The organism is Pseudomonas sp. GM79, assembly GCF_000282495.1.
In the GTDB taxonomy this organism is placed as follows: Bacteria; Pseudomonadota; Gammaproteobacteria; order Pseudomonadales; family Pseudomonadaceae; genus Aquipseudomonas.
Genome location: NZ_AKJE01000042.1, coordinates 52,545 through 65,163 on the forward strand (window position 1 = coordinate 52,545; position 12,619 = coordinate 65,163).

The following is a 12,619-nucleotide window of genomic DNA, read 5'->3' on the forward strand; positions in this document are numbered from 1 at the left end:
TTTTACGCAGCAAGTAAAAGTTCGGTGGCAACTTCGTTTAAAAAGAGGTTGCCACCGAATTCAACTAAGGCTGCACAGGGGCTTTGCCACTTGGTTCAGCGTCAGGATCTTTGAAGGCGCTGACCTTTTCTTGCAGTAACAGCGTGCTGGCTGCAATCATGTCGGTGTATTGGCTGTTCTGAAAGCCCCACAGTGTAGACATAAGTTCTTCCTTATGCCCAACGAGGAAAGGCGCTGTCGTAATCACATCAATATTTGACTGGTTCTCAATGAATCGATCAATGGTGTTTTTGTAAGGGTCGCGGAAGTTCTCGTCCCATTTTATTACTTTCGGGAATACACTGGCATTGTAAGTGTTGAGGACTGTACTGGTCATCTTGTCAATATGGATTAGCTCGAACTCATCAAACTTTTCGATCGCCCTGATGTTCGTGTCCGCATGCAGGTTAGCGATCAAGCCTGAAAAGATATCCCAATCCTTTTGCTGTGATTCAAGATGTTCGTGAATTTGATCAAACCGTGCTTTCCAGCCGTCCAGGAATTCGACGTCATCTTCACAGACCGTAATGTTTTTGAACTTCTGCTCGTAAGCTTTGCGCAAGATGAACTTGTAGCTGAGCCCGCAACCGATCCAGCCAGCGCTGTGGCGCAGCCCTGGGAAGTACTGGAAGCCGGTTTTATTATCCTTCTCGAAGTCTTTTCTGCGCTCTGTCGATTCAGGCAGGCCAAGGCACACGTAGTCCGTCTTGAACTCGATATTGTGGCCTGCGATGTCGTAGAACGTATCGAAATCGATGTGGTCTGTCGCGAGCAAGAAGCGCTGGAAGTAATACTCGAACTCGTCTGGAGCCGCGCGCAGAGCTTCTCTGTTAAGCGCGATTTTTTGTTCGCGCCGTGCGTCATCGGCCAACCAATAATCAACGTGCGCCATCATTTCATCGATATCACCGATCTTCGTGAAGTCGACGATATTTTGAAGATTATTATGTTCTTCAATGTCCGAACTGCTTTCTGAGACAATTAAAGCATCTTTGGACAGGCACTCATAAATACGGGTTGTTTCGAGAAGCGCACCCTCGTAGTAATGAATGTTGACAATGAGTTTTGCTTTCGCAATCTCGTTGTAAAGTGTTTTGCCGAATATATTGCTAATTACTTTGGTTTTGTATTTGCTTTTAAGTGCCGCCAGGTATTTCTGGCGTCTTTCATTGTTTGCATCACCGTAAAAAAGAATGTCATATTCTTTCGCTACAGGTGCTGTTGTTGCATAGTCAGGAATATAGGATATTGGAGTGTAATAGACCTGCTTAAGGCTTAAACCTTTATCTTGAAGGAATTGGACGTTGAGAGTCGAATAGTCAAAGATGGCGTAAGAGTTTTCAAGCGTGCGCAAATAGCTTTCTTCAAACCATCGTGAGCTGACAGATTGCTCCATCTGGAAGGCAATGTAAGTTCCTGGCAGTGACGTGAAGATTTGTGGGCAAATAACAAAGTGCAGAGAAGATTCGAACCCAGTTGCCGGAGCTTCAAAAATGAGGCTGGCGGGGAATCCTGCCTTTTCCAGATTGCGTTTGATCAATTCCGCAACGAAAATGCAATGTTTTGTGGTTAGAATGTAAGTGGTGGTCTGTTTGCTTAGTTTGATACCGCCAGTGCTGGCTACAAAGTTAACCTCAATCGTCTGAGTTGAGCGCTTAAGGGTTGCTTTAAGGCCATGTTCGTTGATATGGCGTATCAAGCGCAACAAAACTTTAGGGTCTGATTTTATTGTGCTGAAAATGCGCTTAGCTTGCCTCGCACAAGTCGAAGCGCTACGCAAAAGTGTCGCTGCAACTCTTCTGCTGTAGCGAAGCGGTTTAGTCACTTTCCATGAAGAGCTGCTGAGAATTGTAGCCAGGCGAGCCTGTTCGTCTCGAATATTTCGCTCATACTGCTCGACGATCAGTGCGTTATTACGGGCGAGATCTTCCTGCTCTTCAAGCAGTTTTTGATTTTGCTCAAGCAGTTGTTGGTTTTCTTCTACCAGTGCACGTTGTTCAGTCAATGCATGTTGCTGCTCAGCCAAAGCTTGTTGCTGCTCAGCCAATGTTACCTGTTGCTCAGCCAACGCCTCTTGGTGCTCGGATAATATCCGTTGGTTCGTCGCTGTAAGCGTTGCGATCTCGTCTGATAAATGTTGTTCAGCTAACACTTGTTGCTGCTCGGCCAGTGTGTGTTGTTGCTCAGCCAATGTCTGCTGTTGCTCAGCCAGCGCTTGTTGATGTTCGGATAAAATCCGTTGGTTCGCAGCCGTAAGTGTTGCGATCTCCTCTGACATTTGCTCGGCCAGCGCATGTTGTTGCTCAGCCAATGTCTGCTGTTGCTCAGCCAGCGCTTGTTGGTGCTCGGATAAAATCCGTTGGTTCGCAGCCGTAAGTGTTGCGATCTCCTCTGCCATGTGTGCTCTTAACTGTGCAATTTTTTCCATGATGTGTTGCGTAGTCCTGTCGTGAATTATTTCTGCTAGAGAAGTGCATTCTTCAGAGTCATACCCATAGGTCTTCATATGCCATTTCAATATTTCGAGTTCAGACGGGTTCTGCAATCTGAATCGAATGTAAGAAGGGCTGAACGCGGCATCGAAGGGGATCAGGTAGGAAAATAAGTAGAATCCGAGACGATTTACTTTGTCCTGTTCAGACGTTGCTTGATTGATAAAAGCAAAGGAGTTGTCGCCTAACGCGGTTACTTTTCGCTCGAATAGCAGCGCCTCCAGTCCCACGCTGGAATTGATGGTTATGATCTCTCTGCACTTTCCAATAAACTCGATGCTGTTGGCCGAGTCGTCTATTTCGGAATCGGTTGTTTTTGGCGCAAATTGGCTATTAGGATGAGCGCGTATGAGCAGGTCTTCCTTCTCGAGATGTCTAGCGTAGGCAATCAGAGAATTATTGTCATAGCCATTCGAGTACGCAATCAGGTTGGAATCATCTTCTACCTGCAGAGGCACGCCAACGCTGCGGTCGGGGGTGCTCGGAGTAAAGTCATAATCGCAAGCTATAAAAAATTCTCTGAGTTTCTCAACCGTCGTCGGTTGATCACCGAAGGTTGAGGCGACTTTCTGAAAGCGGCTCTCCGCTTCGGTATTTCCATTGACGCCGCTGAAATCAAAATAGGCCGTCCAGCGATAATTGGGCGCTCGCAAAGGGCCTAACTCGATATGGATGACAGGAACACCGCTCGCTTCAGCGACGGCTTCAAGAGAAGGGCAGTTCAAGCATGAAACTATGGCGTCAGGTTTTTCGCGACCGGGGCTGAACAGCATCGCTTTGATGGCTTTTTCTAGAAACGGAATGCGTTCTGTCAGCAATCGCTTGAAGGCCAGGATTGGATTGTTTCCCGAGCTTTCCATAAGTTGGGTAAAGACATTGTCGTCAAAGTGACTGAAGTGGTGCTTAGCCAATACGCCTTCAGACGGCGAGCTGTATCCCAGATGATCGCAGGATGAAGCTTCGACCTCCCAGCGCTGAGCATCGACAAAGTATTGTGTACTTTGAAGATAAGACGGCGACATCAGGAAGTGCAAAGCCTCCTCAGACTCATGCAAGAACTTATAGAAGACCCAAAGATAAGGGGCTTCTACTCCTCGGAATGGAAAGGGAGGAAGAAATATAGTCAGCATTAGGCATCTATTACTTTGACGGTGATTGGGGAGTAGACAAAACCCACTTGTTCGCGGGGGGTCCAGAAACGCAGGCGTTGCATAGGACGACGCTGGTCAAGTTCTTCTCGTTTTCCGAGATGTGTGCACGACAATCCGCAATGAACCAGGTATTCACTCGCGCTCAGGGGCAGCCGAACAACATATTCGATTCTGCTTTGCCCTTTGCGAAGCTTGATCACGGTGCCCGCGCTAAGGTTGTTATCCCCCCAGATATCGCCACCTTGAGCTTTACTGAGGGATATTCCCAGAGCTACATCTTCGATCTCCTCGGAGGAAGCGATCACGAAGGAAAAACGCAATTCTTCACCGGACTTGATGATCGGACGTTCGGAAAGATTGCTGCCATCCATTCTGAATACGTCGAGGCTTTTGATGATCGCCCGCGCCGAGCCGAATCGCTTCTCACCGGTTTCGTTATTGAGTTCCGATGCCTGGAAATGTTTGAGTTGTTCCAGGGAATAGCTGCCGGTGGACTCATGCGGCGCGGAAGACGGGTTGGACTTGGCCTGTGTGGTGACCATGCCTTTTTCATACGTCAATACGGCAGACAAGACATCCTCGGTGTCGGTAATGACACGGCCGTTGTCGATGACCAGGCAGCGATTAGCATACTCAAGGATGCTACCGGTGGAGTGGGTCACCATTAAAATGGTTGTGCCTCGATCACGCAGCTTTTCAATTCGCTTAAAGCACTTGTATTGAAAGCCGATATCGCCGACGGCCAGCGCTTCATCGACGATCAGGATATCCGGTTCGATGCAGGCTTGCACCGCGAAGGCGAGACGAACATACATGCCGCTCGAGTAGGTCTTTACCGGTTGTTCGATAAAAGAACCGATGTCGGCGAAGTCGATGATTTCATCGTATCGGGTGTCGATTTCTTCTTTGGTCAGGCCAAGAATACTGCCATTGAGATAGATATTCTCGCGACCGCTGAACTCGGGATTGAATCCTGCACCCAATTCCAGCAACGCCGCCACTCGTCCATTGACCTGAGTGGTACCGGAGGTGCTGTTAAGTGTCCCGCAGATGATCTGGAGCAGCGTCGATTTGCCGGCACCGTTGCGTCCTATGATCCCGATGATTTCGCCTTTGCGAACCTCGAAGGAAACGTCCTGGAGGGCCCAGAATTCACGGTAATAATTTTTCCTTTCCAGGCGCAGCAGACTTTGCGTCAGGGGAAATATGAATTGCTTGAATCGATCACGCGGTTCTTCATATATATGAAAGCACTTGTGAATACCTTCGACTTTTATCGCGATATCAGAGGACATCAGCAAATCCTTTACGAGTTTTTTGGAACCAGGCGAAACTGATCAAGGCAAAAACGAGGCTACCCAGAAAATACAGGGAAAACTCCCTTGGGTTCGGAATCACGCCTTGAATCATGACGTCCCTGATGAATTCTATGGAGGGGGTCAGTGGGTTGTAATACAGGAATTTTTGATAATCCACGGGCAGCGCTGATACAGGGTAAAAGACCGGCGACATGAACAGCAGCGCGGTGGTGAAGATCCCGATGATCTGTGAAACATCCCTGAAAAATACACCGAGCGATGACAGCAGCCATCCAGCCCCCATAGAGATAAGTACAATGGGTATGAGTACTATCGGAGTAAGCAAAATGGTCAGTGGCGGTGGCGATATAAAAATGGTGTAGAACGCTAGCCAGACTACCAAACTGATCACAGTATGGAAAAGTGCCGCGCACAGCGAAATGACAGGAAGAATTTCCAGAGGGAAAATCACTTTCTTCACATAGTTGGTATTAGAAAGAATCAGCCCGGGTGCCCGATTGATATTTTCGGAAAAAAGATTGAACACCAGCAGTCCGGCAAAAAGCACAAGTGCAAACTCGGCTTTGGAGTCACTGCCGCCACTCCAGCGCGCCTTGAACACTACGCTGAAAACAAAGGTGTATACAGCCAGAGTCAGTATTGGATTGAACAGTGACCAGAGCAGGCCGAAGAGCGAGCCTTGATACCGGCCAACGACCTCTCGTTTTGTCAGTGCACTGATTAATCTGCGGTTTCTCCAGCTAGACCTGAAAATTTCGAGGGGAGAGGTTGCATAACTCTGCATTAGGAAAAAAGCTCCGCGAGGTAAGGGGTGGCACGGTTTTTGTTGGATGTAAACGCTTCGTAGGTGGCATCAATCGATTTTTGTACGTTCATGACACCAAAAAGCGCCGTAAAACTGGACTTTAAAATAGAGGTCTACAATTTTTTTTGCTTTCAGCAGCGTGGGGTAACTCGCGTTGGAAGGTCCCGCAGTTCCATAAATAGACAGTCTCAACCATCAGGTATTCTAAATATTGCTTGACCGTGACGGGTCGCCCCGAGCGTCTACCACGTGACCTTTGTATGGTCGTTGGGGTAAACATAATTGCTGGTTAATGTACCATATGCGCCGAAGCCTGTGGTGGTTGGCCTGACGATGAGATGCTCCAAAAAGGGGAGCGCAGGCGAGGGGTACGGGATCTACCTGGGAGCGCAAAGTCTGTGCCCGATGCTGCGTCGCGCCGGTTCCGTCTGAAGCGGAACAAGCATTATTTTGGTCACAACGCGGGATGGATTTTTGCTGGCCGTTCGGTGTCTGAGAGGCCGCAAGATTTTTTTTTTGCTGTTGTGTTCGTTTACACCCATTCCTTAGGATGGTTTTTTTGTACGTCAACGACACGCCCGCTTCGGTCCTTTTTCTCGCGAGTGTGCGCAAGAAGGGCTTTGAGTGGCTTATCATTTGTCGGCGGGTGAGGTAAGGCGTACGGTGGCGGGATTATTGGATTTCGCAGACTGAAGATGACTCTCGCTCAAGGGAGTCCCAGGTCCGAACGGTTGAGTATTTATGGATAAAATTCGAACTTTTTTGCTTGAATTGCCACGTAGGCACAAAAGGCTTCTGCAGGTCATGACCGATACAGTGCTCGTATGGCTTGCGCTCTGGCTTGCGTTCATCGTGAGACTGGGCATCGACGACATGTACAATCCTTTGAAAGTCCATCTCTGGTTGTTTGTCTGTGCTCCTGTCATAGCCATTCCGTTGTTCATCCGTTTTGGAATGTATCGCGCAGTTATGCGCTATTTTGGCAATGATGCGCTGATTGCTATTATCAAAGCGGTCAGTTTGTCATCGTTACTACTTGCTGTTGTTCTTTACTGGTACAGCAATCATGAGGCGGTTGTTCCAAGATCAATTATTTTTAACTACTGGTGGTTGAGCCTTGTCATTATCGGTGGTTTGCGTTTGTTTATGCGACAGTATTTTATGGGAGATTGGTTTACTGCGGCCCAACATGTTCCTTTTGCCAGTCGTAATGACGGACTGACCAAAGTCGCGATTTATGGTGCAGGTGTCGCTGGGAATCAGCTGGTCGCAGCACTTCGAATGGGCCGGGCCATGCGACCGGTTGCTTTTATTGATGACGATGCAAGTATTGCTGATCGATCGATTTCCGGACTCCAAGTATACAAACCCAAGCACATTCAACAAATGATCGACGTGACAGGAGCTCAAGAAATACTTCTGGCGCTTCCTTCTTCTACGCGTGCCAGGCGTCGTGAAATCCTGAATGTTCTCGAGGGATTTCCTCTCCATATTCGTAGCGTTCCGAATTTTACAGACCTGGCGAGCGGTCGCGTTAAAGTCGATGACATTCAAGAAGTCGACATCGCTGATTTGCTCGGACGCGACTCTGTTCCGGCTCAACCGGATTTGTTGGCGCATTGCATCAAGGGCAAAACCGTACTGGTGACGGGCGCAGGTGGTTCTATAGGGTCCGAATTATGTCGGCAAATTTTTTCTTTGGGCGCTACAACACTTTTATTGTTCGATCACAGTGAGTTCAATCTCTACAGCATCTTGTCAGAGTTGGAGCAACGTATCAGTCGCGAATCTATTTCGGTTCACCTGCTGCCTATTCTCGGGTCTATACGAGACCAAGAGAAGCTGCTTGATGTAATGAAAACCTGGCGGGTCGAGACTGTTTATCATGCAGCCGCCTATAAACACGTCCCCATGGTTGAGCATAACATCGCCGAAGGCGTTCTTAATAATGTCATTGGTACTCTGAACACCGCCCAGGCGGCGCTTCAGGCCGGTGTTGCGAATTTTGTATTGATTTCGACAGATAAAGCAGTTCGCCCCACCAACGTCATGGGCAGTACCAAGCGTTTTGCGGAGTTGACGTTACAGGCCCTGAGTCGCGAAGCCGCTCCTGTTTTCCTTGGGGATACGGCTAACGTGTCTCGCGTGAACAAAACCCGGTTTACTATGGTTCGTTTTGGAAATGTCCTTGGCTCTTCCGGCTCGGTGATCCCTCTGTTCCATAAGCAGATCAAGTCAGGAGGGCCATTGACGGTTACACATCCCAAGATTACCCGCTACTTCATGACCATTCCTGAAGCTGCTCAACTCGTCATCCAGGCTGGCTCAATGGGACGGGGAGGTGATGTGTTTGTTCTTGATATGGGGGAGCCGGTAAGAATCGTCGAACTGGCGGAAAAGATGATTCACCTGTCCGGGTTGAGCGTGCGCTCCGAGAAAAATCTACAAGGCGATATCGCCATTGAATTTACCGGATTGCGCCCGGGCGAGAAGCTTTATGAGGAGTTGCTGATCGGGGATAACGTTGCCGCCACTCAGCACCCGATGATTATGAGCGCGAATGAAGATTTCCTGCCTTGGGATGTGTTGAAGTCAAGACTTTCGGAGCTGCTCGTAGCCGTTGCCGCTGATGATTATTCTCGTGTTAGAAAATTATTGCGTGAAACAGTATGCGGGTATACCCCGGACGGTGAAATCGTCGACTGGATTTACCAGCAGCAGCGGCGTCTTGAGCCTTGAGTCCGAGGGTTTGGGTATTAAATCGACGCTGGCTCGATAAGCAATAAAAAAATGCCTCATTCAATAGATGGGGCATTTTTCATTTCGCACAGACAAAGCGTGGAGATCTATCTCGTCCAATTCGGATTTATTGTTCCAGTAAACGAGCAAGACCAGAGGAGATTGGGGTGGGTTCAGGGAACACGAATTGCTCTAGCAGTCGTTTATTGTTGGCTCTGGAATGCCTGATGTCGCCAGGACGTCCGGCCGCGTAGCTGACCTGCGGTGACTTGTTCAATACGCTAGACAGTGATTCCAATACCTGGTTGAGGGTAGTGGCTCGGCTAAGTCCTACGTTGATTGCTCCCGCTTCTACACTCTGGGCTTCGGTCGCCTGGACGAGGACATTGACTAGATCGCCTACATAAACGAAGTCTCGGGTTTGTTCACCATCACCGAATATTGTTATCGGTAAGTCGTTTTTTGCCCGCTCGCTAAATATGCTGATTACCCCAGAATACGGAGATGAAGGGTCCTGGCGAGGGCCAAAGATATTAAAGAAACGGAATATTACCGGTTCCAGAGCATGTTGCCTGCGGTAAAAGTCAAAGTAGTACTCGCTCGCCAGTTTGTCGGAAGCATAAGGCGTCAGTGGTGCTTTCGGAGTGTCTTCGTCAATAGCTTCCCCTTCGCCATTGTTTCCATACACCGCGGCACTGGAAGCAAACACGACACGCTTGATCTTCAACCTGCGCATGCTCTCGCAAACATTAAGCGTGCCAATGAAGTTGCTCTGGTGAGTTTTTGCAGGGTCGTCGACGGACGCTTGTACGGAAGCCACTGCTGCTAAATGAACTACGGCGCGGCAGCCTTCCATTGCTCTAAATACCGTTTCGGCATCGGCTACATCCCCCTGAATCACTTCCAGACGAGCGTTACCCAGTGGCAGGTTAGTGTGCTTGCCTGTTGAGAAATCGTCCAGAATGCGAACGCTATGACCTTTTTCAAGTAGGGCGTCCGTAAGGTGGGAGCCGATGAAGCCAGCGCCACCGGTCACTAAAATAGGGGAGTTAACCATGATGTAAATTATCCAATAGTCAAAAGGAAGTCCGCGTGTCATACCGTGGCTCCCAGAATTGCAATTTTTTGGTCGGGGAGTAGTTGTATCCCCTTTTAGAACGGGTCGAAAAGGGAGGCCAAACGAGGAGCAAGTTTCCACTTTGCGATCGAGATACCTTCGCGAGGCGAAGCACTGTAATTCCTCGGCTTTGCTTCGTCCACACATCTTGTAATCGACACATTTTTGACAGCTCCACCACATCGCCTAAGTTTGGAAGGCAGCTTCGGAAAAGCTGCTTTCTCAATCGATGTCATGGAGCTTCATTTATGCGTACTGGCTATTTCTACTCTCTGGTTTTTGCCCTGCTCACCAGCGCCTCTATTGCGGCCATCGCTGCGCCGACGACTGCGCCAGAGGCTGCCAAGGCACCCTTGATGCTGGATGGTGCTGCCAAGGCTCAAACCACCAAGGTCGATCTCAATGGCGCCGATGCGCCGACTCTGCAGCGCGAGTTGTCCGGGATTGGTGAGGCGAAGGCCAAGGCGATTGTTGCTTATCGTGAGAGTAATGGGCCGTTTTCGTCCGTCGACGAATTGCTGGAAGTGAAGGGGATTGGCAAGGCTATTCTGGACAAGAATCGCGAGAAGCTGGAAGTGAACTAAGCTTGTAGATCCACGCCAAGAGGCCGGTCATTGACCGGCCTTTTTGCATATTGCCGCAGAGGGCGATCTGGTGCCTTTCATCGGGACGGGAAAAATTACGCCTATCATATGGCGCTTAAATTATGCCTATAATAAATTCGTCATTTGTTGATGCGCCCTGATTTTCAGGCGCTCACCTTCCTCAAGCATCCTCCAGGAGCACAGTCATGAATTCTGTCCAGACCCAAGGTACGGCCCTCGTCACCGGCGCATCTTCCGGCATCGGTGCGGTTTACGCGGAGCGGTTGGCGGCGCGTGGTTTTGATTTGTTGCTGGTGGCCCGTGATCAGGAACGGCTGGAGGCTGCGGCGAGCAAGTTGCGTGCAGCGCATGGGGTTCAGGTGGAGGTGCTGAAGGCGGATCTGACGCAAAAGGATGATGTGTTGAAGCTTGAGCAGCGCCTGCGTAGCGATTCGAGTATCAGCCTGTTGCTGAATAACGCCGGTGTCGCGGCAGATGGTTTGCTCGCCAACGCTGATATGGATCAGCTGGAGCGTTTGATTCAGCTGAACGTCACCACGGTGACGCGGTTGGCCTCGGCAGCGGCGGCGGGTTTTTCCAAGGCCGGTCGCGGGACGATCATCAATATTGCCTCGGTGGTGGCATTGTTCCCGGAGCGGTTCAATGCGACGTACAGTGCGAGCAAGGCTTATGTGTTGAGCCTGACTCAGTCGTTGAACGCCGAACTGCAGGGCACCGGGGTTCAGGTTCAAGCGGTGTTGCCGGGCGTCACACGTACCGAGATCCTGGAGCGCTCCGGTATCGATGCGTCCCAGATTCCGGCGGACATGATCATGGAAGCAGGGGAGATGGTCGACGCGGCATTGTCGGGTCTGGACCAGGGTGAGTTGATCACCATTCCTTCGTTACCGAATGCCTCCGAGTGGGAGGCCTTTATGGCGGCGCGTCATGCGATGGCGCCGAATCTGTCTAGAAGCACGGCCGCCACGCGTTACAAGTGAGGCGCCATGAATCGGCTTGAGGTATTTGCGTTATGAGTAATCGTCGAGTGGTCGTCACGGGCATGGGCCTGGTGTCGCCGTTAGGTAGTGGTGTCGAAGCGGTTTGGGCGCGTTTGTTGGCCGGGCGTTCCGGGTTGCGGGCGTTGCCGGACGAGGTGGTTGCCGATCTGACCACCAAGGTCGGTGGCGCGGTGCAGACGCTGGCGGAAGATCCCGAGGCGGGTTTTGATCCGGACCGGGCGACGCCGCCCAAAGAGCAGAAGAAGATGGACCGTTTCATTATGTTTGCCATGGAGGCGGCGCGTCAGGCACTGGAGCAGGCCGATTGGCATCCGCAGGACGTCAACGCGCAGGAACGCACCGCCACGATTATCGGCTCGGGCGTGGGTGGTTTCGGCGCGATTGCCGATGCGGTGCGTACTACCGATAGCCGTGGCCCGCGACGCTTGTCTCCGTTCACCATTCCGTCGTTTCTGGTCAACCTCGCGGCGGGCCATGTGTCGATTGAGCACGGTTTCAAGGGCCCTTTGGGCGCTCCGGTAACAGCGTGCGCGGCCGGGGTTCAGGCGATTGGTGACGCGGCGCGGCTGATTCGCTGCGGTGAGGCAGATATTGCGGTGTGTGGCGGTGCGGAGGCGGCGATCGATCGTGTCAGCCTTGCCGGGTTTGCGGCGGCTCGGGCGTTGTCCAGTGGTTACAACGACACCCCGGAACGCGCCTCGCGGCCGTTCGACAGTGGGCGTGATGGCTTTGTGATGGGCGAAGGCTCGGGCCTTCTGGTGATCGAATCCCTGGAGCATGCCCTGGCGCGCGGCGCTCAGCCGTTGGCCGAGCTGGTCGGTTACGGCACCAGTGCCGATGCCTATCATCTGACCGCGGGGCCTGAAGATGGCAGCGGTGCGCGTCGGGCGATGTCGCTGGCGTTGGCCCAGGCGGGCATTTCGCCGGCGCAGGTGCAGCATCTCAACGCCCATGCAACCTCGACCCCGGTGGGGGATTTGGGGGAGTTGGCGGCCATCAAGTCATTGTTCGGCTCGGACAACAAGATAGCGGTGACGTCGACCAAATCGGCCACCGGGCATTTGCTCGGCGCTGCTGGCGGGATCGAGGCGATCTTTACGCTGTTGGCGCTCCGCGATCAGGTGGTGCCGGCGACGCTCAACTTCGATAACCCGGATCCGGCAACGCAAGGGGTGGACATCGTTCATGGTCAGGCGCGGCCAATGACCATCGATTACGCGTTATCCAACGGCTTCGGATTTGGTGGCGTCAATGCCAGTGTGTTGTTCAAATACTGGGATGAGTAGCTCAAGGCAGATGGCACGAATAGTGATTACTCATTCGCTGACGATTGTTGAACAATCACGAGGCA

Annotated in this window: 8 protein-coding genes; 4 read left to right on the top strand and 4 right to left on the bottom strand. The window is 51.2% G+C overall.

From position 1 onward, the window contains the following. Nucleotides 1-64: 64 nt before the first annotated feature. From PMI36_RS16210 to PMI36_RS16200, 3 genes are read right to left on the bottom strand one after another with little or no spacing between them, the layout of a single operon-like run. A complete protein-coding gene (locus PMI36_RS16210; protein WP_008071652.1) occupies nucleotides 65-3,661 on the bottom strand; it encodes a GT99 family glycosyltransferase N-terminal domain-containing protein in 3,597 nt (1,198 codons plus the stop codon). Then, nucleotides 3,661-4,977, bottom strand: a complete 1,317-nt coding sequence (locus PMI36_RS16205; protein ID WP_008071656.1) for an ABC transporter ATP-binding protein — start codon at nucleotides 4,975-4,977, stop codon at nucleotides 3,661-3,663. Before PMI36_RS16205 ends, PMI36_RS16210 begins: the two co-directional genes overlap by 1 nt. Then, nucleotides 4,967-5,785, bottom strand: a complete 819-nt coding sequence (locus PMI36_RS16200; RefSeq protein WP_008071658.1) for an ABC transporter permease — start codon at nucleotides 5,783-5,785, stop codon at nucleotides 4,967-4,969. The genes PMI36_RS16205 and PMI36_RS16200 overlap by 11 nt, the downstream gene beginning before the upstream one ends. 762 nt (nucleotides 5,786-6,547) lie before the next feature. Here PMI36_RS16200 and PMI36_RS16195 point away from each other — a divergent pair. Continuing rightward, nucleotides 6,548-8,545 (top strand): polysaccharide biosynthesis protein, encoded by a 1,998-nt coding sequence (locus PMI36_RS16195; protein ID WP_032830369.1) that lies wholly within the window; start codon nucleotides 6,548-6,550, stop codon nucleotides 8,543-8,545. 127 nt (nucleotides 8,546-8,672) lie between these two features. Here PMI36_RS16195 and PMI36_RS16190 read toward each other — a convergent pair whose 3' ends face one another. Further along, the gene (locus PMI36_RS16190) at nucleotides 8,673-9,602 is read right to left on the bottom strand and encodes an NAD-dependent epimerase/dehydratase family protein (RefSeq protein ID WP_032830377.1); all 930 of its coding nucleotides are present in this window, start codon (nucleotides 9,600-9,602) and stop codon (nucleotides 8,673-8,675) included. A 308-nt stretch (nucleotides 9,603-9,910) separates the two neighbouring features. On the opposite strand from PMI36_RS16190, the gene PMI36_RS16185 reads away from it, so the two are divergent. The 3 genes from PMI36_RS16185 (at nucleotide 9,911) to fabF (ending at nucleotide 12,554) form a co-directional block, all read left to right on the top strand. Next, nucleotides 9,911-10,246 carry a ComEA family DNA-binding protein gene (locus PMI36_RS16185; RefSeq protein ID WP_008071664.1) on the top strand — a complete coding sequence of 112 codons (336 nt, stop codon included), beginning with the start codon at nucleotides 9,911-9,913 and terminating at the stop codon, nucleotides 10,244-10,246. Between the two features lie 206 nt (nucleotides 10,247-10,452). After that, complete coding sequence (locus PMI36_RS16180) at nucleotides 10,453-11,247, top strand: SDR family NAD(P)-dependent oxidoreductase (RefSeq protein ID WP_008071666.1); 795 nt, start codon at nucleotides 10,453-10,455, stop codon at nucleotides 11,245-11,247. Between the two features lie 32 nt (nucleotides 11,248-11,279). Next, nucleotides 11,280-12,554, top strand: a complete 1,275-nt coding sequence (gene fabF / locus PMI36_RS16175) for a beta-ketoacyl-ACP synthase II (protein WP_008071667.1) — start codon at nucleotides 11,280-11,282, stop codon at nucleotides 12,552-12,554. Nucleotides 12,555-12,619: the final 65 nt, after the last annotated feature.

Excerpts from the sequence above, each read along its gene's own strand:
- PMI36_RS16180 (WP_008071666.1), top strand. The coding sequence starts at position 10,453 with ATGAATTCTGTCCAGACCCAAGGTACGGCCCTCGTCACCGGCGCATCT.
- PMI36_RS16195 (WP_032830369.1), top strand. The coding sequence starts at position 6,548 with ATGGATAAAATTCGAACTTTTTTGCTTGAATTGCCACGTAGGCACAAA.
- PMI36_RS16210 (WP_008071652.1), bottom strand. The coding sequence starts at position 3,661 with ATGCTGACTATATTTCTTCCTCCCTTTCCATTCCGAGGAGTAGAAGCC.
- PMI36_RS16190 (WP_032830377.1), bottom strand. The coding sequence starts at position 9,602 with ATGGTTAACTCCCCTATTTTAGTGACCGGTGGCGCTGGCTTCATCGGC.
- fabF (WP_008071667.1), top strand. The coding sequence starts at position 11,280 with ATGAGTAATCGTCGAGTGGTCGTCACGGGCATGGGCCTGGTGTCGCCG.
- PMI36_RS16185 (WP_008071664.1), top strand. The coding sequence starts at position 9,911 with ATGCGTACTGGCTATTTCTACTCTCTGGTTTTTGCCCTGCTCACCAGC.
- PMI36_RS16200 (WP_008071658.1), bottom strand. The coding sequence starts at position 5,785 with ATGCAGAGTTATGCAACCTCTCCCCTCGAAATTTTCAGGTCTAGCTGG.
- PMI36_RS16205 (WP_008071656.1), bottom strand. The coding sequence starts at position 4,977 with ATGTCCTCTGATATCGCGATAAAAGTCGAAGGTATTCACAAGTGCTTT.